Annotated in this window: 24 protein-coding genes; all 24 read left to right on the forward strand. The window is 69.5% G+C overall.

Annotated features, from left to right (window positions below; genetic code table 11):
• On the forward strand, positions 1–656 hold a 656-nt coding region (locus WD271_17290), incomplete at its 5' end, for a carbamoyl phosphate synthase small subunit (protein MEX1009575.1).
• 3 nt (positions 657–659) lie between these two features.
• A complete protein-coding gene (gene carB, locus WD271_17295; protein MEX1009576.1) occupies positions 660–3,986 on the forward strand; it encodes a carbamoyl-phosphate synthase large subunit in 3,327 nt (1,108 codons plus the stop codon).
• 74 nt (positions 3,987–4,060) lie between these two features.
• Positions 4,061–4,972 carry a dihydroorotate dehydrogenase gene (locus WD271_17300; GenBank protein MEX1009577.1) on the forward strand — a complete coding sequence of 304 codons (912 nt, stop codon included), beginning with the start codon at positions 4,061–4,063 and terminating at the stop codon, positions 4,970–4,972.
• A gap of 10 nt (positions 4,973–4,982) precedes the next feature.
• On the forward strand, positions 4,983–5,678 hold the full coding sequence (gene pyrF / locus WD271_17305; protein ID MEX1009578.1) for an orotidine-5'-phosphate decarboxylase: 696 nt from the start codon (positions 4,983–4,985) through the stop codon (positions 5,676–5,678).
• Between the two features lie 62 nt (positions 5,679–5,740).
• Entirely contained in the window at positions 5,741–6,070 is a 330-nt protein-coding gene (gene mihF / locus WD271_17310; GenBank protein MEX1009579.1) for an integration host factor, actinobacterial type, read from the forward strand.
• 16 nt (positions 6,071–6,086) lie between these two features.
• On the forward strand, positions 6,087–6,632 hold the full coding sequence (gmk, locus tag WD271_17315) for a guanylate kinase (protein ID MEX1009580.1): 546 nt from the start codon (positions 6,087–6,089) through the stop codon (positions 6,630–6,632).
• 39 nt (positions 6,633–6,671) lie between these two features.
• Positions 6,672–6,998, forward strand: coding sequence for a DNA-directed RNA polymerase subunit omega (rpoZ, locus tag WD271_17320; GenBank protein MEX1009581.1), 327 nt, complete (start codon positions 6,672–6,674; stop codon positions 6,996–6,998).
• 7 nt (positions 6,999–7,005) lie between these two features.
• Positions 7,006–8,238, forward strand: a complete 1,233-nt coding sequence (gene coaBC, locus WD271_17325; GenBank protein MEX1009582.1) for a bifunctional phosphopantothenoylcysteine decarboxylase/phosphopantothenate--cysteine ligase CoaBC — start codon at positions 7,006–7,008, stop codon at positions 8,236–8,238.
• Entirely contained in the window at positions 8,235–9,428 is a 1,194-nt protein-coding gene (gene metK / locus WD271_17330; protein ID MEX1009583.1) for a methionine adenosyltransferase, read from the forward strand. Before coaBC ends, metK begins: the two co-directional genes overlap by 4 nt.
• Positions 9,400–11,193: a hypothetical protein gene (locus WD271_17335; GenBank protein MEX1009584.1), complete on the forward strand. Its 1,794-nt coding sequence runs from the start codon at positions 9,400–9,402 to the stop codon at positions 11,191–11,193. Before metK ends, WD271_17335 begins: the two co-directional genes overlap by 29 nt.
• A gap of 13 nt (positions 11,194–11,206) precedes the next feature.
• Positions 11,207–11,671: a nuclear transport factor 2 family protein gene (locus tag WD271_17340; GenBank protein ID MEX1009585.1), complete on the forward strand. Its 465-nt coding sequence runs from the start codon at positions 11,207–11,209 to the stop codon at positions 11,669–11,671.
• Positions 11,672–11,681: 10 nt separating this feature from the next.
• A complete protein-coding gene (def, locus tag WD271_17345; GenBank protein MEX1009586.1) occupies positions 11,682–12,206 on the forward strand; it encodes a peptide deformylase in 525 nt (174 codons plus the stop codon).
• A gap of 28 nt (positions 12,207–12,234) precedes the next feature.
• The gene (gene fmt, locus WD271_17350) at positions 12,235–13,071 is read left to right on the forward strand and encodes a methionyl-tRNA formyltransferase (protein ID MEX1009587.1); all 837 of its coding nucleotides are present in this window, start codon (positions 12,235–12,237) and stop codon (positions 13,069–13,071) included.
• Complete coding sequence (gene rsmB / locus WD271_17355) at positions 13,068–14,360, forward strand: 16S rRNA (cytosine(967)-C(5))-methyltransferase RsmB (GenBank protein MEX1009588.1); 1,293 nt, start codon at positions 13,068–13,070, stop codon at positions 14,358–14,360. Before fmt ends, rsmB begins: the two co-directional genes overlap by 4 nt.
• Positions 14,361–14,394: 34 nt before the next feature.
• The gene (locus WD271_17360) at positions 14,395–15,096 is read left to right on the forward strand and encodes an SDR family oxidoreductase (protein MEX1009589.1); all 702 of its coding nucleotides are present in this window, start codon (positions 14,395–14,397) and stop codon (positions 15,094–15,096) included.
• Entirely contained in the window at positions 15,096–15,638 is a 543-nt protein-coding gene (locus WD271_17365) for a GrpB family protein (GenBank protein MEX1009590.1), read from the forward strand. Before WD271_17360 ends, WD271_17365 begins: the two co-directional genes overlap by 1 nt.
• 4 nt (positions 15,639–15,642) lie before the next feature.
• Positions 15,643–16,302 carry a ribulose-phosphate 3-epimerase gene (rpe, locus tag WD271_17370; GenBank protein ID MEX1009591.1) on the forward strand — a complete coding sequence of 220 codons (660 nt, stop codon included), beginning with the start codon at positions 15,643–15,645 and terminating at the stop codon, positions 16,300–16,302.
• Positions 16,299–16,790, forward strand: coding sequence for a MogA/MoaB family molybdenum cofactor biosynthesis protein (locus WD271_17375; GenBank protein MEX1009592.1), 492 nt, complete (start codon positions 16,299–16,301; stop codon positions 16,788–16,790). The genes rpe and WD271_17375 overlap by 4 nt, the downstream gene beginning before the upstream one ends.
• Before the next feature lie 22 nt (positions 16,791–16,812).
• Entirely contained in the window at positions 16,813–17,034 is a 222-nt protein-coding gene (locus tag WD271_17380) for an AbrB/MazE/SpoVT family DNA-binding domain-containing protein (protein MEX1009593.1), read from the forward strand.
• On the forward strand, positions 17,034–17,435 hold the full coding sequence (locus tag WD271_17385; GenBank protein MEX1009594.1) for a PIN domain-containing protein: 402 nt from the start codon (positions 17,034–17,036) through the stop codon (positions 17,433–17,435). The genes WD271_17380 and WD271_17385 overlap by 1 nt, the downstream gene beginning before the upstream one ends.
• A 19-nt stretch (positions 17,436–17,454) precedes the next feature.
• The gene (locus WD271_17390; protein ID MEX1009595.1) at positions 17,455–19,131 is read left to right on the forward strand and encodes an amidohydrolase family protein; all 1,677 of its coding nucleotides are present in this window, start codon (positions 17,455–17,457) and stop codon (positions 19,129–19,131) included.
• On the forward strand, positions 19,128–20,579 hold the full coding sequence (locus WD271_17395; GenBank protein ID MEX1009596.1) for a carboxylesterase family protein: 1,452 nt from the start codon (positions 19,128–19,130) through the stop codon (positions 20,577–20,579). The genes WD271_17390 and WD271_17395 overlap by 4 nt, the downstream gene beginning before the upstream one ends.
• Positions 20,580–20,605: 26 nt before the next feature.
• Complete coding sequence (locus WD271_17400; GenBank protein MEX1009597.1) at positions 20,606–21,697, forward strand: Zn-dependent alcohol dehydrogenase; 1,092 nt, start codon at positions 20,606–20,608, stop codon at positions 21,695–21,697.
• 117 nt (positions 21,698–21,814) lie between these two features.
• Positions 21,815–22,048, forward strand: a complete 234-nt coding sequence (locus WD271_17405; GenBank protein MEX1009598.1) for a hypothetical protein — start codon at positions 21,815–21,817, stop codon at positions 22,046–22,048.
• Positions 22,049–22,098: the final 50 nt, after the last annotated feature.

Raw genomic sequence — 22,098 nt, forward strand, 5'->3', positions numbered from 1 at the left:
CCGCCGCCGCAACCGCGCGCTCCACCGATGGCGTCGACCTCGTGGCGACGGTTACCGCCTCGGAGCCCTACACCGAAGGCGACGATGCCGCCCCGTTCCGCGTGGTCGCGTACGACTTCGGGATCAAGCGCACGATCCTGCGCCACCTCGTCGGCGTGGGATGTCACGTCGAGGTGGTGCCCGCCAGCACTCCCGCAGCCGACGTGCTCGCCCGCGCGCCCGCCGGGGTGTTTGTCTGGAACGGACCCGCCGCTCCCCCGCCGCTCGTGGGAGCGGTCGCGGCGGTACGCAGCCTGGTGGGGGAGGTCCCCGTCTTCGGCATCTGCATGGGCCACCACATCCTCGGCCTCGCGCTCGGCGGCCACACCTACAAGCTGCAGTTCGGCCATCACGGCGCCAACCACCCGGTCCGACACGTTGCCAGTGGCCGCGTCGAGATCACGAGCCAGAACCACAACTACGCGGTCGACGCCGACTCCCTCGCGGGTGTGGTCGAGCTCACGCACGTGAACCTGAACGACGGCGTGGTCGAGGGCATGCGCGTGCTCGACGCGCCCGCGTACTCCGTGCAGTACCACCCCGAAGCCGGGCCCGGACCGCACGACGCGCGCTACCTGTTCGACGAGTTCACGTCGTTGATGACGGACGCCGGGTAGGCAGTGCCGAAGCGCACCGACCTCCATTCCATCCTCATCATCGGCAGTGGCCCGATCGTCATCGGGCAGGCGTGCGAGTTCGACTACTCGGGCACGCAGGCATGTCGCGTGCTGCGGGCCGAGGGTTACCGCGTCGTGCTCGTCAACTCGAACCCGGCGACGATCATGACCGACCCCGAGTTTGCCGACGCCACCTACGTCGAACCCCTCGATCTCGCGAGCGTCACCCGCATCATCGAGCGGGAACGGCCCGACGCGCTGCTGCCCACAGTCGGCGGGCAGACCGCGCTGAACCTCGCGATCGAGCTGCACGAGGCGGGCGTGCTCGAACGCTTCGGCGTCGAGCTCATCGGCGCAAGTGTGCAGGCGATCCGTACCGCGGAGAATCGCCACGAGTTCAAGGCGGCGATGGAAGAGATCGGGCTCGCGGTGCCGCGCTCGGGCTTCGCGTACACGCTCGAGGACGCGATGACGATCGCCGAGCAGATCGGTTACCCGCTCATCGTGCGCCCGTCGTTCATCCTCGGCGGTGGCGGCACCGGCATCGCGTCGAACGGCGACGCGATGCGCCGCGTCGCGGAGCACGGACTCGCGACGAGCCCGGTGTCGGAGATACTCATCGAGGAGTCGGTCGCGGGCTGGAAGGAGTTCGAGCTCGAGGTGATGCGCGACCACGTCGACAACGTCGTCGTCGTCTGCTCGATCGAGAACTTCGACGCGATGGGCGTGCACACCGGCGACTCGATCACCGTCGCGCCCGCGCAGACACTTACCGACGTCGAGTACCAACGCATGCGCGATGCCGCGTTCGCGTGCATTCGCCGGATCGGCGTCGACACCGGCGGCTCGAACATCCAGTTCGCGCTGAACCCGGCGAACGGCGACATGGTGGTTATCGAGATAAATCCGCGCGTGTCGCGCAGCAGCGCGCTCGCCAGCAAGGCCACGGGTTTCCCGATCGCCAAGATCGCGGCACGGCTCGCGGTCGGGTACAAGCTCGACGAGATCATGAACGACATCACCGGGGAGACCCCCGCGTCGTTCGAGCCCACGATCGACTACGTCGTCACCAAGGTGCCGCGCTGGGCGTTCGAGAAGCTTCCTGGTTCAACCGGAGTGCTCGGCACGATGATGCAGTCGGTCGGCGAGGTGATGGCGATCGGGCGCACGTTCCCCGAGTCGTTCCAGAAGGCGTTGCGCTCGTTGGAGACGGGGCGAGCGGGCCTCAACGCCGATCCGACGGAGCGCGAATACGACGCCCACGACGCCGACGAACTCGTACGACTCGTTGCGGTGCCCACTCCCGAACGGCCGTTCCTGCTCGAGGCCGCGCTCCGCCGTGGTGTCCCGGTGGAGCGACTCCACGCCGCCACCGACATCGATCCGTGGTTCCTCGACCAACTTCTCCTTCTGTGCGAGACGCGTGCGTGGCTGGTCGATCGTGTGCCCGATGATCTGAAACGCGCGGATTGGCGGCGGGTCAAACGTCTCGGGTTTTCGGATGCTCAGTTGGCGCATGTCTGGGAGGTTCCGGAGGAGCATGTCTTCGCGGCGCGCACCGCCGCCGGCGTGCAGGTCACCTACAAGACCGTCGACACGTGCGCGGCGGAGTTCGCGGCGCGCACGCCGTACCATTACGGCACCTACGAGGACGAAGACGAGGTTGCGCCGCTCGAACGGCCCGCGGTGCTCATCCTCGGGAGCGGGCCGAACCGCATCGGCCAGGGCGTGGAGTTCGACTACTGCTGCGTACACGCCGCGTTCGCGCTGTCCGACGCCGGCTACGAGACCGTCATGGTCAACTGCAATCCCGAGACGGTCTCCACCGACTACGACACCAGCGATCGGCTCTTCTTCGAGCCCCTCACCCCCGAAGACGTGCTCGCGGTGTGTCGCCGCTTGCAAGAGCGTGGCGATCTTGCGGGTGTGGTCGTCGCGCTCGGCGGGCAGACGCCGCTCAAGCTCGCGCGCACGCTCGAAGCAGCCGGGATCCCCGTGCTCGGCACCAGCCCCGACTCGATCGACCTTGCCGAAGACCGCGAGCGCTTCCAGAAGTTCTGCGAAGACCTGGGTATCGCGCAGCCGCCCGGCGGGACGGCAACGACGCCCGCGGAGGCCCGCGCGATTGCCGACCGCCTGGGCTTCCCCGTGCTCGTCCGACCGTCCTACGTGCTCGGTGGGCGTGCGATGCAGATCGTGTTCGACGTCGACGGCCTCGACGCTGCAATGGCCGAGATGGCAACCGAGGGTTCCCTCGGCCGTGAAGGCGGGTTGTCGGCCGAGCGTCCGGTGCTGATCGACCGCTTCCTCGAGGACGCCATCGAGGTCGACGTCGACGCGCTGCGCGACGCCGGCGGCGACATCGTGATCGGCGGCGTGATGGAGCACATCGAGGCGGCGGGGGTTCACTCCGGCGACTCGGCATGCGCGATCCCTCCGCAGACTCTCGACGCCGCGACCGTCGCCACCATCGAGGCGAACACGCGCGCGCTGGCCGACGCGCTCGACGTTCGCGGGCTCCTGAACGTGCAGTACGCGGTGAAAGACGGCCAGGTCTTGGTGATCGAGGCCAACCCGCGCGCGAGTCGCACGGTCCCGTTCGTGAGCAAGGCCACCGGTGTGCCACTCGCCAAGGCGGCCGCGCGCGTCATGCTCGGCGCGTCACTCGCCGAGCTGCGCGACGAGGGGCTGCTGCGCCCGCCCGCCGGGGGCGGCCACATCGCGGTGAAGGAGGCGGTGCTTCCCTTCGATCGCTTCCCCGACGTCGACACGGTGCTGGGGCCGGAGATGCGCTCCACCGGCGAGGTGATGGGCATCGACCGGTTGTTCGGGCTCGCGTTCGCGAAGAGCCAGATCGCGGCGCGGAACCGCCTGCCGCGCTCGGGGACGGTGTTGTTCTCGCTCGCCGACCGGGACAAGCCCGCGGGGATGGTGGTGGCACGGCGTTTCGCCGAGCTCGGGTTCGGGATCGTCGCTACCGCCGGTACCGCCACCGCACTCGAGGTGGAGGGCCTCATTGCCGAGGCGGTGATCGGCAAGCTCACGGAAGCCAACTCCATTGGAGATGGCGGCGGTACCGGCCTCGACGCAGTGGAGCTGCTCTCGTCGGGCAAGATCGATCTGGTCGTGAACACGCCCCGCGGCCGCGGGCCGCGCGCCGACGGCGCGCATATCCGCCGCACTGCCACCGCCCGCGGCATCCCCTGCGTCACCACCGTGTCGGCCGCCCTCGCCGCGTCGGCCGGCATCGCCGAATGGTCCCGCGGCGAACCCGAGGTCCGTTCCCTGCAGGAGTACTACGAAGACGGCCAGCTCCGTCTGGAGATGTGATGCGGCGCAACCGGCAACGAACCGGCGTCAAGACACCTCGTACAGCGAGGTCTCGTGACGCAGGTTCGGTGGAGATGAGCGTCCGGCTCGGGTCGCTCGAGCTGCCGAACCCGATCGTCACCGCGTCGGGGACCTACGGGCACGGCGCCGAGGTCGCGAAGCAGGGCGACGCGAGCCGGCTGGGTGCGATCACCGCCAAGTCGGTGACGTCGATACCGTGGCCGGGGAAGCCGGCGCCGCGCCTGCACATGACCGCGGCGGGGATGCTCAACGCGGTCGGCCTGCAAGGCCCGGGTGCCACCGCGTGGATCGAGCACGACCTTCCTGCGCTCCGAGCCGAGGGTGCGCGCGTCATCGCGTCGATCTGGGGGCAGACGGTCGAGGAGTTCGGGTGCGCCACAGAACTGCTCCGGCCCGCTCGCGACGACCTGGTCGCGGTCGAGGTGAACGTGAGCTGCCCGAACCTGCACCAGCGCTCCGAGATGTTCGCCCACGATCCGGATGCCACTGCGAGTGCAGTTCGCGCCGTTGTCGATGTGGGGCTCGGGTTGCCGGTGTTCGCAAAGTTGTCCCCGAATGTGACGGATCTCAGGGTGATCGCTCACGCGGCGGTCGAAGCCGGCGCAACCGGGTTGACGCTTGTGAACACGCTCATGGGTCTGCTCGTCGACGCGGAGACACGCCAGCCGGTGCTCGGTGGCGGAGGTGGGGGACTTTCGGGACCCGCGATCAAGCCGATCGCGCTCCGAGCTGTGCACGACGTCACGCGCGCGTTGCCGCGCGTTCCTGTGATCGGCACCGGGGGCGTGCAGTCCGGTGTTGACGCGGTCGAGATGCTGCTCGCAGGCGCGACTGCAGTGGGCGTCGGAACCGCAAGCTTCCTCGACCCGCGCGCGCCCTACCGGGTGCTCGACGAGCTCGCCGACTGGTGCGCGCGCCACAACGTCGCGCGCGTGAGCGATCTGATCGGTGCGATGCAGGTATGACGGAGAAACGATGACAACGAACCCGCGTGATCATCTCGTACTCGTGCTCGACATCGAACGTCTCGACGCCGCGCTCGCGTACGCCGAGCGGATGGCGCCGTGGTTCGGGATCGTGAAGGTGGGCTACGAGCTCTATGGCGCCGCCGGGCCCGAAGCCTTCGAAGCCTTGCAGCACGCGGGCTTGCGGGTGTTCGCCGATCTGAAGCTTCACGACATCCCGACCACCGTCGAACGGGGAGCGCGCGCGCTCGGCCGGCACGGCGTCGACTTCCTGAACTTCCACGCGGCCGGTGGCGAGACCATGCTGCGCGCCGGAGTGGCCGGCTTGCGCGACGGCGCGCGCGAAGCGGGGCACACGCAACCGATCGCACTCGCGGTCACTGTGCTCACGAGCGACACGAATGTCGCCGCGCTCGAACCGCGCATGCAGATCGCCGCGAACGCAGGGTGCGACGGTGTCGTGTGCGCCGGCCCCGACATTCCGCTGGCGCGTACGCGCAACTTACGCACGATGGTGCCCGGCATCCGGCTCCCGGGTCGCGACCCACACGATCAGGCGCGCGTCGATACGCCCGGAGACGCGATCGGTCGCGGCGCCGACTGGATCATCCTCGGCCGTGCGGTCGCTACGGCGGACGACCCCGAACTGGCGGCGCAAGAGACTACGCGCGATGTCGCTGCCGCGCTCGCCCGCGCATCGGGTTGACGAGTTGCACGACAAAGTGGTCTGCGTATACTGAGCGCCGCTGTCGTCCCGGAGGTCGCAGAATGCCGTTGCCCCCTGCGCTCACCCCCGAGCAGCGTCATGCTGCGCTTCAGAAAGCGGCGGAAGCCCGTCGCCAACGAGCGGAGGTGAAGGCGAAGCTGAAGCAGGGTTCGCTCGGCCTCGAAGACCTCTTCGACCAGGGCACGCGCGACGATGCGCTCGCGAAGCTCAAAGTCGTGAGTGTGCTGGAGTCGCTCCCGGGCGTCGGCAAAGTGCAGGCGCGCCGGATCATGGACGAGCTCGACATCAGCGAGAGCCGTCGTCTGCGCGGGCTGGGCCGCAACCAGCGCGTGGGCCTGCTGTGCCACCCGAAGATCGTGCGCGGGGCCTGACCTGGGCGTCCTCCTGGTGATCGTCGGCCCGTCGGGGGTCGGCAAGGGAACGGTTGTCCGCAAGCTGCTGGAACGCGACCCGTCGATCTGGCTTTCCGTTTCCACGACGACGCGGGCACCGAGGGCGGGCGAGGTCGATGGCGTCGATTACCACTTCGTCACCCGCAAGGAGTTCGACGTGCTCCGCAGCCGAGGCGGGCTCCTCGAGGACTTCGAGGTGTTCGGTCACTCGTACGGCACGGAGCGAGCGCCCTTCGAGGAGCATCTGGCCGCCGGCCAGGACGTGGTGCTGGAGATCGACGTCCAGGGCGCGTTGGCGGTGAAGAGGGCCTTTCCCGACGCGCTGCTCGTGTTCGTGAAGCCGCCGTCTCGGGAGGAGCAGCACCGCCGCCTGATCGCACGTGGGGTCGACGATCCCGCCGAGATCGAACGCAGGCTCGCCGCCGCCGAGGCCGAAGAGGCCAAGGCCTACGCGTTCGACGCCGTCGTGGTCAACGACGACGTGGATACAGCCGTTTCCGAGGTGGCTGGTATCCTGAACTCCCATCGGGCAACGGGCTGACCACTCGCCTCGCCTTTCCTCGAAACCGGAGCTACACACATGGCCGAGCGACGTACCACGCTCATGACCCCCCGCATGGAGAGCCTGCTCGAGCGGGTCGACTCCAAGTTCACGCTCGTCACGCTCTCTGCGATGCGTGCCCGCGAGATCAACGACTACTACAACCAGCTCGGTGAGGGTCTCGGCAAGATTGTTCCGCCGCAGGTGAATTCCGTGTCGCGCAAGCCGCTGTCGATCTCGCTCGAAGAGATCGAGGCCGGCAAGATCGAGTCTGTGCCGCTGCCCGAAGAGGGCGAGGAGTCAGAGGCCGCCGAAACCGACGGGCCGCACGAGGCCGGCGAGCCGGTCGAGCCCGCCGAGGCCTGAGCCTTCGATGACCGCACTGCACGGCCGGCGCGTCGTGCTCGGTGTGAGCGGTGGCATCGCCGTGTACAAGGCCGTCGAGGTGTGCCGCCAGCTCGTGGACGCGGGCGCGTACGTCATGCCGGTGCTCACCGAGGATTCCTTGCGCTTCGTCGGCGCGCTCACGTTCACCGCGCTCGCGTCCGAACCGGCGCGCACGTCGCTCTTCGACGCGCCGGAGCCCATCCCGCATACCCACCTCGGTCAGACCGCCGATCTCATCGTGGTCGTACCCGCCACCGCGAAGCTGCTCGGCAAGTACGCGGCCGGGATCTCCGACGACCTGCTCACCGCCACGCTCCTCGCCACCCGTGCGCCGGTCCTCGTCGCGCCGGCCATGCATACCGAGATGTGGGAGCACCCCGCGGTGCAGGAGAACGTCGCCACATTGCGCCGCCGGGGAGTGCATGTCGTCGGCCCCGAGAGCGGGCGGCTCGCCGGTGGTGACACGGGGGAGGGCCGGCTCGCTGAGCCCGAGACCATCGTCGCGGCGGCCGCCAACGTCCTCGCGGGATCCGGCTCCGTGCCTGAACGGAAATCCGGCGATTTCGTCGGCGTGCGCGTGCTGGTCACCGCGGGTGGCACGCGCGAGCCGATCGACGCCGTGCGCGTGATCACGAACCGCTCGTCCGGGAAGCAGGGCTACGCGGTCGCCGAGGTCGCGGCGCGCCGCGGCGCCGCCGTCACGCTCGTCACCACAATCGGGCGGCCCGCGCCGCCCGCAGTGGAGATCGTCAGCGTGCAGACGGCCGCCGAGATGCAGGAAGCGGTGCTTTCACGCGCGGCCGACATGGACGTCATCGTCCAGGCCGCTGCGGTGGCCGACTTCCGCCCGAAGGAGCCGCCCGATCACAAACTCAAGAAGGACGAAGGCGTTCCCGACATCGTCCTCGAACCTACGCACGATTTTTCCGTCGACCTCGGCCGCGCGAAGCGCCCGGGCCAGGTGCTGGTCGGCTTCGCGGCGGAAACCAGCGACCTCGTGGCCAACGCGGCACGGAAGCTCGAGTCGAAGAACCTCGACCTCATCGTCGGCAACAACGTGGCCGAACCTGACGCCGGCTTCGAAGTCGACACCAACCGCGCCGTCATCCTCGACACTCAGGGTGGCGTCGAGCCGCTGCCACTGCAATCGAAGATCGACCTTGCCGGAGTGATCCTCGATAGGGTGCGTGACCTCCTCGCGAAGAAAGACGCCCCATGAGTTCCTTCACGTTCACGTCGGAGTCGGTCACCGAGGGCCACCCCGACAAGATGTGCGATCAGATCAGCGACGCGGTCCTCGACGCGATCTTCGAGCAGGACCCGCAGAGCCGGGTGGCCTGCGAGTCGCTGTGCACCACGGGGCTTGTCGTCGTCGCGGGGGAGATCTCTACCCGTGCCTATGTCGACTTCCAGCGCGTCGTGCGCGACACTGTGCACAGCATCGGATATAGCGACGCGTCGTTTGGCTTCGACTCCAAGACCTGCGCGGTGATCACGTCGATCGACGAGCAGTCACCCGACATCGCGCAGGGCGTCGACAAGTCGAAGGAGGTTCGCGACGGCGTCAGCGACCGGTTCGACGAAGTCGGCGCGGGCGACCAAGGGATGATGTTCGGCTACGCGTGCGACGACACGCCCGACCTCATGCCGATGCCGATCTGGCTTGCGCACCGGCTGGCCAAGCGGCTCACCGACGTGCGCAAGGACGGCACCCTCGACTATCTGCGCCCAGACGGCAAGACGCAGGTGAGCGTCGTGTACGCGGACGGGGTCCCGAAGGCGCTGTCCACGGTGCTGATCTCGAGCCAGCACGCGCCCGGCATCGACATCGACGGCGCGATGAAGGCCGACCTGCTCGAGCACGTCATCAGGCCCACCTTGCCGGAACAGTTCGTCGACGACGACTTCGAAGTGCTCGTGAACCCAACGGGCGCGTTCGAGCTCGGTGGCCCGCACGCCGACTGCGGGCTCACGGGGCGGAAGATCATCGTCGACACCTATGGCGGCATGGCCCGTCATGGCGGCGGCGCGTTCAGCGGGAAAGACCCCACCAAGGTCGACCGCTCGGCGGCGTACGCGGCGCGCAACGTTGCGAAGAACGTTGTCGCCGCGGGTATCGCTACACGGTGTGAGGTGCAGGTCGCGTACGCGATCGGCATCTCGCATCCGGTGTCGATGATGGTCGAGACGTTCGGAACGTCGGAAATCGACCCGCAGAAGCTCCCGGCGCTGCTGCGGGAGCACTTCGACCTGCGTCCGGCCGCGATCATCGAGCGCCTCGACCTGCGCAGGCCCATTTTTCGCAACACCGCGGCCTACGGGCACTTCGGACGGTCCGAGCGCGACTTCACGTGGGAGCGCACCGACGACGCCGACGAGCTTGCCGCGGCCGCGAAGGCGCTCGCGTAAGCTGAACACACGCGTCTGCCGCGTCCAGCCCGACGTCCCGGCAATCCACCGCGCGTTCGACTACGCGCTTCCCGACGCGCTCGCTCGCGGCGTCCACGTCGGGACGATCGTGCGCGTCCAGTTGCACGGCCGCCGTGTGCGCGGGTGGGTGCTCGACGCCGGCGTCGTCGCGCCCGAGGTCGAGGGTGCGCGGCTGCGCGAGGTGCTCGCGGTCGTGTCCGCCGGACCACCCCCGGACGTTGTCGACCTGTGCCGGTGGGCCGCGTGGCGGTGGGCCGGACCGCTCGCCAGGTTCTTGCGCGCCGCGTCACCTCCCAACACAGTCCCTGCCGACGTCGAACCCGAGCTCGAGACAGCGATGTACCCGCCGGCTTCTCATACTCATGGCGCGCTCGTCGTGCTCGCGCCTGCCGACGACGCGAACGCCGTCGTGCACTCGCTCGTGGCATCGGAAGGTTCGACCCTCGTGCTCGACCCCGATCCGGCGCGCTCGGCGCGGCTGGCCGCCGAGCTCACCGACCACGGCCGGGAGGTCATCGAGCTCCGCTCCGATCGGAGCCCCGCGGAGCTGAGCGCAGCGTGGGACCGCGCCCGAGCAGGTGCGTGTGTCGCAGTCGGCGGCCGCACCGCCGCGTGGGCCCCGATGCCCGACCTCGAAGCGGTGATCGTCGTCGACGAAGCCGACGAGTCCCTCGAAGACGAGCGCGCACCCACATGGAACGCACGCGAGGTGGCGGTCGAGCGGTCGCGGCGTGCGGGCGCGCGCGTGCACATGGTCACACCGGCGCCGACGGTCGACGCGCTGGTCGCGCTCGGTGAGCCGGAGCAGCGAGTCCGCCCGCGCTGGCCGCGCGTGACGGTCGTCGACACCCGCGACGAAGCGCCCGGCCAAGCCCTCCTTGCCAGCGTGCTGGCCGACGAGCTTCGACGTGTTCGTGACTCCGGCGGACGATCGGTCTGCGTGCTGAACCGACGTGGTCGCGCGCGGCTGCTCGCGTGCCGGGACTGCGGGGAGCTGGCGCGCTGCGAACTGTGCGGCGCCACCGTGCAAGAACGCGCCGACGGCCTTATTTGCTCGCGTTGCGACACCGTGCGCCCAGTGGTCTGTCTCCACTGTCACGGCTCGCGGTTCCGGGCCGTGCGACCCGGTGTTGCGCGCGTGCGAGACGACCTCGCCGCGCTGCTGCCGCGAGCCTCGGTCGCGGCGGTCGACGCGACGACAACCGAAGTTCTCGACGCCGACGTGCTGATCGGTACCGAAGCCGTGTTGCACCGAGCACCACCGGGCCGCCCGGTGGGACTGGTCGCGTTCCTCGAGCTCGACCAGGAGCTCCTCGCGCCGCGCGCACGCGCCGCTGAGCAGGCGCTGTGGCTCCTGGTTCGCGGCGCCCGTCTGCTCGGCCCGCGGGAGGCGGGTGGCGTGCTGTTGCTCCAGACCAGGATGCCGAAGCACGAGGTGGTGGTCGCGGCCCGCGACGGCGAGCCACTCGTCGTCGCCGATGCCGAACGCGCCCGCCGCCGCGCACTGGGTTGGCCACCTTTTGGTGGCGCCGCGGAACTGAGTGGCGAGGCGGTCGCGGTGATTGCCGCGTGCGACGCGCTCCGTGGCGTCGACACGGTCACGGTGCTCGGACCCGTCGACAACGGCAAGCGGGCGCTCGTCCGCTGCACCACCGTCGACGAACTGTGTGATGCGCTCATGAACATCGAGACCGCACACGCGCTCGGCCGTCTGCGGGTCGACGTCGATCCGCGCCGGGCGTAGTCTCCGCGCCCGTATGGCTGAGTTCGACGACCGGCTGACCGCGATCGAGGATCGGATCGCGATCACCGAGGTGATCGCGTCGTACGGGTACGACTACGACGAGTTCCGCATCGACCAGTGGCTCGAGAAGTTCACACCGGACGCCACCGTCACCGTAAGCCTCGAGGGCAACGAGTTGGGTGGTACGACCGGTAGGGACGCGATCGGCAACCTTCTCGGCGCGCGCGTCGCCGGGTTCCAAGCGGACAACGTGCAGCGCCGGCACAACATGACCAGCATCGTGGTTGACGAGCTCACCGCCACAACCGCGAAGGCGCGCTCGTACCTGCTGCTCACCTCCACCGGCCCGGACGGACCAACCGAACTGGTCACGTCGGGCCGATACCTCTTCGACCTCGTCAAGCAGGACGGTGTCTGGCTCGTCTCCGCGTGGGTCATCGGACTCGACGACCCGGGCTTCGCCGAGGGCCACGGATAACCTGGGGTTCATGTCGAGTTACGTGCTGCGGCTGTTCGGCGATCCCGTGCTGAAACAGCCCGCGCGCGAGGTCGAAGAGATCACTCCCGATCTCGCCCCGCTCGTGTACGGCATGTACGAGACGATGGAGCTCGCCGAAGGGGTCGGCCTCGCGGCTCCGCAGGTTGGCGTGCGCAAGCGTCTCTTCACGTACGACCTCCACGAGGGCGACGGTCCCGGCGTGGTGATCAACCCCGTAATCGTCGAGACTGCGGGGGAGATCGAATCGGAGGAGGGCTGCCTCTCGTTGCCCGGCTTCCGCTTCGAGATCATCCGCGCCGAGCGGGTCACCATGCGCGGTGTCGACCTCGACGGCAAGGAGGTCGTGCTCGAGGGTGACGACCTGCTCGCGCGCATGATCCAGCACGAGATCGACCACCTCGACGGTGTGCTGCTCCTCGACCGGCTCGAGCCCGACGTTCGCCGTGCCGCGCTGGCCGAGCTGCGGACCCGCCAGCTCGCGGCCGCGCCTCCCGCCGGCGAGCCGGGCCTGTAATCGGAACTGGCGGCGCCGCGTGCGCCTCGTGTTCTTCGGAACCCCCGCCGACGCCGTACCCGCGCTGCGCGCGCTGCACGACGCCGGCTACGACATCGCGCTCGTCGTCACCCAGCCCGACCGGCGGCGCGGCCGCCGCGGCCGCGCCGATCCCAGCCCGGTGAAGGCCGCGGCCTCAGAGCTCGGTCTCCCGGTCCGCACACCCGAGCGGGCCCGCGAGGTCACCGACGAGGTTGCCGCGAGCGGCGCCGACGTAGGGGTCGTGGTCGCGTTCGGCCAGCTCCTCCCCGAACCGCTGTTCGCCGGGGTGCCGCTCGGGTTCGTGAACGTCCACTTCTCGCTGCTGCCCCGATGGCGCGGCGCGGCGCCGGTCGAGCGGGCGATCCTCGCCGGGGACGCCGAAACCGGCGTCTGCATCATGGCGATCGAGAAGGGGCTCGACACCGGGGCCGTGTTCGCGCGCACTGCCACTCCCATCGGCGACGACGAGACCGCGGGCGAGCTGCGTGAGCGTCTCGTCGCGCTCGGTACCGACCTCCTCGTCGACACGCTGCCGAAGCTCGCGACGATCACGCCGGAGCCGCAAGCCGGCGAGCCCACCTCGGCCGACAAGCTGACCGTCGAAGAATTCGAGCTCGACTTCTCACGCCCACCGGCGGAGCTCGTTCGCGTCGTGCGAGCCGGGAACCCGCGCCCCGGCGCATGGACCACGATCGACGGCCGTCGCCTCAAGGTGTGGCGTGCGCGTGTCGGCGCCGACGGCTCGCTCGAGCTCCTCGAAGTGCAGCCCGAGGGTCGCGCCCGAATGTCGGGCGACGCGTGGACGCGCGGCCGTCACGGTACGCCGGTCCGCTTCGGCTCGTGACTTCGTCGCGTCTCCTCGCGCTCGACGCGCTCGTGCGTATCGAGGACGGCGCATACGCGCAGGTCCTGGTACCTGCGATGCTGCGCGGTTCGCAACTGCGCGACCGCGACCGCGCGTTCGCGACCGATCTCGTGTACGGCACCGTGCGTTCGGAGCGCCGTCTCGACGATCTGGTCACGCGAGCGGCGAAGCGGCCCCTTCACCGGCTCGACCCTCCGGTTCGTGCTGCGCTGCGGCTCGGCGCGTATCAACTGCTGCACGACGTGCCGCGCCACGCGGCGGTGTCGGAGACGGTCGACGCGCTCGCGGCGCGCTCACCACGCGCACGCGGGTTCGTGAACGCGGTGCTGCGCGCGTTGACACGGCTCGGTCCGCCGTGGCCCGAACCCACGAGCGAGGGTGTCGCGCTTTCGTATCCCGACTGGCTCGTCGATTGCCTCCAGCGCGATCTGGGCGACGAGGACGCGCGCGCGGCGCTCGTCGCCATGAACGAACCGGCTGCGACGACACTGCGTCGGAATCCGCTCCGCGCGACCGCCGATGCGCTCGAGGCAGGGCTTCGCGATGCCGGGGCGCAGGTCGAGCGGGGCGCGCTCGGTCCCGATGCGCTCGGCGTGCGCGGCATCGGTGATCCTGCCGCCCTCCCCGCGGTACGCGACGGCCGGGCCACCCCGCAAGACCAGGCGAGCCAGGCAGTCGTCGGGGTGCTGGATCCCCGAGCGGGGGAGCGCATCGCCGACGTCGCCGCCGCGCCCGGAGGGAAGGCCACCGCCATCGCCGAGCGGGTCGGCGCCGACGGCGCGGTCGTCGCCCTCGACGTCGACGCCGGCCGGCTCCGCCTGGTGCGCGAGGCGTCGGCCCGGCTCGGTCTCGGCACCGTGCACGCGGTCGTCGCCGACGGGCGGGCACTGCCGCTCCGTCCGGCGAGCTTCGACCGCGTGCTGCTCGACGCGCCGTGCAGCGGACTCGGCGTGCTGCGCCGCCGCCCCGACGCCCGCTGGCGCGTCACCGAATCGTCGATCGGCGGCCTGGCTGCACTGCAACGTGAGCTGCTCGCTCCCGCGGCCGAGCTGGTCCGTTCCGGCGGTGTGCTCGTCTACTCGGTCTGTACGCTGACCCGCGCCGAGACCGTCGACATCGACGAGTGGGCCACGCAGCACCTCGACGGCTTCGACGCGCTCCCGCGTCCCGGCACGCCCTGGAAACCGCTCGGTCGCGGTGCGCTCCTCCTCCCGCAGGCGGCAGGCACCGACGGAATGTTCGTGCTGTCGCTCCGGCGTCACGAATAGCGTCACCGGCATCGACGATTCACCGCACGTCGCGATCGTCACCGGTGCCAATCACGGCATCGGCGCGGCCACCGCGAGCGCGCTGGCCGCGCGTGGGATCCGCGTGTTGTCCGCCTACCTGCGCATCGGCACCGCGCCCGACGCCGTGGAGGCCCGCGTCGCTGGGTTCGCGATCGAGGCCGATCTGCTCGACGACGCGACGCCGGCACGACTCTTCGACCTGGCGGAGCACGAGCTCGGTCCGGTCGACATCCTGGTGAACAACGCAACTGGTTGGGTGCAGGACACCTTCAAACCCATATCCAGCGATCGGTTCGGACGGCCGTTGCGACCCGTCACCGCCGAGACCGTCGATCGCAACCTCGGAGTCGACGCGCGCGCGAGCGCGCTCCTGATCGCGGAGTTCGCGCGCCGCCACGTGGAACGGGGCGCGACGTGGGGCCGCATCGTCGGACTCACCTCCGGAGGCCCGCACGGGTTTCCCGAGGAAGTCTCGTACGGCGCGGCGAAGGGCGCGCTCGAGCGCTACACACTCGCCGCCGCGACCGAGCTGAGTGAGTACGGCATCACCGCCAATGTCGTGTACCCACCGGTCACCGACACCGGTTGGGTCACCGACGCGGTACGTGACGAGGTTCCGCGCGTCGCGACACCCGACGAGGTCGCGGAAGTGATTGTGTACCTCTGCTCCGACGCCGCTCACCTGGTGAGCGGCAACGTGATCCAGCTTCGATGATGGACGACGCGCGGCCGGCACGGCCCACCGACGGGAGCGTCGAGGTCGTCGAGTACCGGGCCGAATGGCCCACGATGTTCCACGCCGAGCGCGTGCTGCTCGACGAGCACCTCCCACACGTCTTCGTCCGCATCGAGCACATCGGCAGCACGGCCGTTCCCGGCATGCCATCCAAGCCCACGATCGACATCGCCGGCGCGGTCCGTTCGCTCGACGACGTCCTCGGCGAGCTGGACTCCCTGTACGCGCTCGGCTACGACTACCGCGGGTTCTTCGAGGGAGTCGCCGAGCACCTGTTCTTGCGCAAGGTCGCAGGCGGCAAGCGCACGCATCACCTCCACGTCGTGACCCTCGACTCGGCGGAGATCACGAGCTGGCTCGCGTTCCGCGACTTCCTCCGAGCCGATCCCACCGCTGCCGCGGACTATGCGCAGGCCAAGCGGGACCTCTTCGCCCGCTTTCCGGACGACCGCATGGCGTACGTCGACGGCAAGGGTTCCGTTGTCGACGCGCTCCTCGCTCGGATGCGCGGGGTACCGTGATCCCGTGAAGCTTGCGCCGTCGATCCTCTCAGCCGACTTCGCCGAGCTCGCAGCCGAGGTGGATCGGGTGAAGGAGGCGGCCGACCTGCTCCACGTCGACGTGATGGACGGCCACTTCGTGCCCAACCTCACGATCGGCCCCGTTGTCGTGAGCGCGCTGCGGAAGCACACCGAGCTGTTCCTCGACTGTCACCTGATGGTCGACAACCCGCAGGTGCTCCTCGAGGCCTTCGCCGAGGCGGGCGCCGACCGTTGCATCGTGCACGTCGAGCTCGGTGACCCGCGTCCCCTCTTCGACGAGCTGCGCGAACGCAACGTGGGCGTCGGGCTCGTCCTCAATCCCGAGACGCCCGTCGACACGGTTCTCCCGTACCTCGACGACATCGATCTCCTGCTGGTCATGAGCGTGCATCCGGGCTGGGGCGGACAGGGCTTCATCCCCGAGGTGCTCGACAAGGTCCGGGTCGTGCGCAAGGAGATCGAGGTGCGCGGTCTCGACGTCGAGATCGAGATCGACGGCGGCATCAACGTGAGCACCGCGCCCGCCGCCGCGGAGGCCGGTGTCGACATCTTCGTGGCCGGCAGCGCGGTGTTCGGCGCGCCCGACCCGCTCGCGGCTGCGCGCGCGATCCGAGCCGCGGCCGAGGCGGCCGCACCGCGATGAGTGCGCCGCTGCCGAGTGCCAAGGTGCTCGTCGTGTCCGACGGCGTCGTCGCCGGCACGCGCACCGACAACGCAGGGCCGAAGGTCGTGGCTCGCCTCGTGGAAGCGGGGTTCGAGGTCCTCGACCACGCGGTCACCCAGGACGGGATCGACGAGGTCGCGGGCGCGCTGCGCGATCTCACCGGCGGGTTCGCCGGTCTGGTCGTCACCACGGGTGGCACCGGGTTCGGTCCCCGCGACCTCACGCCCGAAGGCACGCGCATGGTGATCCACCGTGAGGCGCCGGGCATGGCGGAGGCGATGCGCCGTGCCAGCGACACGCCCGGCAAACCGTTCGGCATGCTCGGCCGAGGGCTCTGCGGCACCGTGGGCCAGGCCCTCGTGTGCAACCTGCCCGGTTCGAGCAACGGCGCGCTCGAGTGCCTCGAGGTGATCCTCCCCGCTGTTCCGCACGCGCTGGACCTCCTCGCGGGCGGGAGACCACACTGATCGTCGAGTTATACTCACAGGTATGACTCACGTGGTCGGTCGGAAGGGCCAGGTCGTCATCCCGAAGGCGCTCAGAGACAAGCTCGGCATCGAGCCCGGAGATGAGGTCGACTTCTGGCAGGAGGACGACCACCTCGCGCTCGCGACGGTCCGTCCCCCGCCCTTGCTCGGCCGGTTCGCGGGGCAGGACCTCACTGCGGAGCTCGAGCGCGAGCGCGCGCTCGATCGTGTGCGCGAGGGCTGATGGCCGGCAAGTGCCTCGATTCGTGGGCGGTCGTTGAGCTCTTGAACGCCGAGAACACGCCGCCGGCCCTTCGGGTGGCGGCCACGCTGGATCGCGAGCGGCCGGTGATGAGCTGGCTGAATGCCGGCGAGGTCTTCTACATCGTTCGTCGCAGGAACGGCGACCGGGCCGCTCACGACACGCTGCGCGACCTTCGACACGCCGTCGAGTTCGACGATGTCACCCCAGAGCGGGTCGTCGCGGCAGCGCGGATCAAGTCCGACTACCCGATCGCGTTCGCGGACGCCTTCGCCGCGGCGACCGCGATCGCACACGACGCCGTCTTGCTCACTGGGGATCCCGAGCTCCTGGTCGACGGCGCGCCCTGGCAGTGGGAAGATCTGCGCGAGGCCGTCGACTGACACCGAACATGGAGGCACCATGAGCGCCGATCTGGTCATCAAGGGCGGCACCGTTGTCGACGGCACCGGTGCGCCCGGTGTGCGCGCCGACGTTGCGATCAGCGACGGCAAGGTCGTCGCCATCGGACCCAACCTCGACGGCTTCGCTGTGCTCGACGCCGGCGATCATGTGGTCGCGCCCGGCTTCATCGACATCCACACGCACTACGACGCGCAGGTGTTCTGGGATCCCGCACTCACGCCGTCGTGCTTCCACGGTGTCACCACCGTCGTCGCGGGCAACTGCGGCTTCTCGATCGCGCCCACACGCCCCGAGCACCACGACGTCATCGCGCGCACGCTCGAGAACGTGGAAGACATGGACGTCGAGACGCTCGGCGCGGGCATCCCGTGGGACTTCTCCACCTTCCCCGAGTACCTCGCGTCGGTCGAACGGCGCGGCACCGCGATGAACTTCGCCGCGTACATCGGGCACACGGCGCTCCGCTTGTTCGTCATGGGCGACGCCGCCTACGAGCGCGCTGCTACCGACGACGAGATCGCGCAGATGCAGTCGGTCTTGCGCGAATCGATGAGGGCGGGCGCGGCGGGTTTCGCGACGAGCTTCGCGATGACGCACCGCGGCGTCGACGGCTTGCCGGTACCGAGCCGTTTTGCCGAGCGCAAGGAGCTCGACGCGCTGCTCGACGCATTGAGCGAGGTGGGTCGCGGGGTCTTCTCGATCGCGCCGGGTGACCAGTGCCACATCGACGATCTCTACGACCTCCAGCTCCGCACCGGCGTGCCGTTCACGTACGGCGCGTTGCTCACCAGTTCCACCGGCGGGCACCGGCGCAGCGTCGACGTGAACAACGAAGGCTGGGCGCGCGGCGCGCAGGTATGGCCGCAGGTCAGCCCGCGACCGCTGATGTTCGCGATGACGCTCGCGTCGCCGTTCATCCTCAACATGAACCCCGAGTTCGCCGCGCTGATGGCCGGTTCGCTCGACGACCGCCGCCGGGCGTTCGAGGATCCCGAGTGGCGTGCCCGGGCGCAAGCCCCTTGGGAAGGCGGTGTCGGATTCGGGATTCCCGACTGGAACAAGTACACGATCGTGGAGAGCAGCAAGCATCCGGAGCTGCTCGAGCGCACGATGACCGATATCGCGGCCGACCGGGGCCAGAAGCCGTTCGACGCCATGCTCGATCTCGCGCTCGAAGAACCTGACCTCGAGCTGCGCGTGCGCACGGTAATCCTCAACGACGACAACGACGAAGTGGCGAAGTTGCTCGTCGACGAGCACTGCACGCTCGGCCTTTCCGATGCCGGCGCGCACGTGGGCCAGCTGTGCGACGCGCCCGAGCCCACCGACTTTCTCGGCAACTGGGTGCGCGACCGCAACCTCATGCCGATCGAGACCGCGGTGCGCAAGCTCACCGGTACCCAGGCCGACTTCCTCGGCCTCACCGACCGCGGCTACCTGCGCGAGGGGGCGTGGGGCGACGTCGTCGTGTTCGATGCCGACACCGTCGCGCCCGGCCCGCTCCGTCGCGTGCGCGACTTCCCGGCCAATGCCGAGCGTCTCACCGCCGATCAGCCCACGGGGATGCGGCACGTCATCGTGAACGGCACACCGGTGCAGGTCGACGGCCGGCGTGTGAACGGCGACGCCCGGCCCGGGCAGGTGGTGCGTCCGCCCGAGCGGGCACGCACGTGAACGTCACGCTCGATCACGGCGAGCTGCAGGGCCTCGAGTCCGGCGGCGTCGCCCAGTTCCGCGGCATCCCGTTCGCGGCGCCTCCCATAGGGGAGCGCCGTTTCCGGCCGCCGCAGCCGGCCGAGCCGTGGAGCGGTGTGCGTGATGCCACCGAGTGGGGTGCCCGCGCGCCGCAGTCGCTCGAACCCACACCGTTCCGCCGCGTTGTCGACGTCCCGGTCGCCGAAGACTGCCTCACGCTGAATGTCTTCACGCCCAGTGTGAGTGCCGCGCGTCATCCGGTCATGGTGTGGATCCACGGCGGCGCGTTCAACATCGGATCGGGCTGCCTCTTCGACGCCGCCGAGCTTTCCCGTCGCGGTGACGTGGTCATCGTTACCGTCAACTACCGGCTCGGCGCGCTGGGGTTCTCCTATCTCGATTATCTAGACGCGCGCTTCGCGGGCTCGGGTAACGCCGCGCTGCTCGACCAGATCGCCGCACTGCGCTGGGTGCGCGACAACATCGCCGCGTTCGGCGGCAACGCGAACAACGTCACGATCTTCGGCGAGTCGTCTGGCGGTCACAGCGTCGGGTGCCTGCTCACCGTGCCGGATGCGCGTGGGCTCCTTCATCGCGCGATCGCGCAGAGCGGCGCGGGGTTCAACCTGCGGGACGTCGACCAGGCCGTCGCCCAGACCATCGCGCTCATGGACCAGCTCGGCGTCACGAGCGCCGAGGAGCTCCAGGCCGTTCCGGTCGACCGAGTGATCGAGGCACAGGCTGCGTTCTCGTTCTCGCCCGTGCAGGACGGCGTCGTGCTCGCGGATCACATCATCGACGCGGTTGCCGTCGGCCATTGCGCCGACGTTCCGATCCTGATCTCCCACACGCGCGACGAGATGCGGCTCTTCGCCGCGAACGGCCGCGCGCTCGGCGAGATGCCCGCCACCGACGACGAGCTTGCCGGCCGCCTCGGTCACGCGTTCGCCGACGGTTCCGCCGCCGCCGCCGCGTACCGCGCCGCCGAGCCCGGCGCGCCGCCCGCGGAGCTGTGGCTCTCGTACCTCACCGACGCCCGCTTCCACATGCCCGACTTCGGGCTGGCCGAGGCACGACTGGTGCGCAGTTCTGAAGTGTGGATGGCCAGGTTCTCGTGGCCGTCGCCCGTGATGGATGGCCAACTCGGTGCCTGCCACGCGATCGAGATCCCGTTCCTGTTCACGGGCGGCGGCAACCTCGGTGGTATGACGCGCGAGGAAGGTCCGCCCCTGCAGCTCGCGCACGCGATCCAGGATGCCTGGGTCGCGTTCGCCCGAAATGGTGACCCCAACACGAGCGCGTTGCCCGAGTGGCCGCGCTACGACGTCGAGCACCGCCTGGTGATGGAGCTCGCCGACCAGTGCAAGGTCATCGAGGATCCCGACGGCGACATCCGCCGGCTCTGGCCCGCGACCGCCAACGTCTGACCTGATCCCGGAGAAAGGGAACGCTCATGCGCGCAGCCCTGCTCGAAGCGGCGAACCAACCGTTCGTGATCGACGACAGCGTCAAGATCGACGACCCCGGTCCCGGGTACGTACGCGTCAAGGTGTCGAACTGCGGCATCTGCCACTCTGATCTCACGGTTGCGCACGGCGCGATGGCAACACCGATCGTGCTCGGTCACGAGGCCGCCGGTGTGGTCGACGCCGTGGGGGAGGGCGTCACCATGCTTGCTCCCGGCGATTCGGTCGTGCTCACGCCGATCGCGCCGTGCGGTCGGTGCTACTTCTGCGTGCGCGGCGATGCCGGCCTCTGCGTGAACAACCGAGACGTCCTCACCAACACCTTCGCCGACGGCTCGACCGGGCTGTCACGTGGTGGCGACTTGGTCTACCGCGGCCTCGGCGTCGGTGGGTTCGCCGAGTACGTACTCACCACCGAGACCGGTGCGATCCGCGTGCCCGACGATACGCCCCTGGATATCGTGTGCGTCATCGGCTGCGCGGTACAGACCGGCGTCGGCGCCGTGCTCAACACCGCGCAGGTCGAGTCCGGCGCGACTGTGCTCGTGCTCGGCCTCGGTGGCATCGGGCAGTCGGTGGTTCAGGGCGCACGGGTTGCCGGCGCGTCGCGCATCATCGCCAGCGATCCGATCCCCGCGAGGCGCGAAGCCGCACTGAAGCTCGGCGCCACCGACGTGATCGATCCCGGCAGCGACGACGTCGCGACCGTCGCACGCTCGATCACCGACGTCGGCCCCGACTACGCGTTCGAGTGCGCGGGCCTCGCCGCGCTCGCGCAGGTCGGCATCGCCGCGACGCGTCCGGGCGGCATGACGGTGCTCGTCGGCGCGCCCACCGCCGACCAGGCGATCACAATCGCACCAGCCGTGCTGTTCGGCATCGAGGAGAAGCAGCTCAAGGGCTGCTTCCTCGGGAGCTGCAACTCGCTACGCGACGTGCCTCGCATGGTCGACCTGTGGCGCGCGGGTCAGCTCGACCTCGAGGGACTCATCACCCACCGCCGCCCCCTCGACGAGATCAACGAAGCCTTCGCCGACATGGAAGCCGGCCGCGGCATCCGCACCGTCTTGGAGATGTAAGCAGGGCCTGATGCCACGTTTCCGAGAACGTCGCTCCGTCTCTCGGGTTCGCGCCCCTACGGGTCCTTGTGCGCCCTGCCTCCTGTGTAGCACAGAACCCGTGCTACACTGATCCAAATGGCCAACCTCACGGTAACCATCAGCACCGACGTCTTGCAGCGTGCGCGTCTGCGCGCGATGCAGCAAGGCACGTCGGTGAATGCCTTGATCCGCTCCTACCTCGAGGCCTTTGCGGACGCCGATCGCGTTGCCGAGTCCCGCCGTGCCCTCGTCGACCTGTCGGAGCGAACCGCGAGCGGCAGCGGCCGCGAGGGGCGCACCTGGACGCGCGACGAGTTGCATGACCGCTAGTGGCGTGTCCTTCAATTGACGCGCGCTTGTTCGAGGGCAACGCGGCCTCG

The organism is Acidimicrobiia bacterium (assembly GCA_040880805.1).
Taxonomy (GTDB): domain Bacteria; phylum Actinomycetota; class Acidimicrobiia; order IMCC26256; family DASPTH01; genus DASPTH01.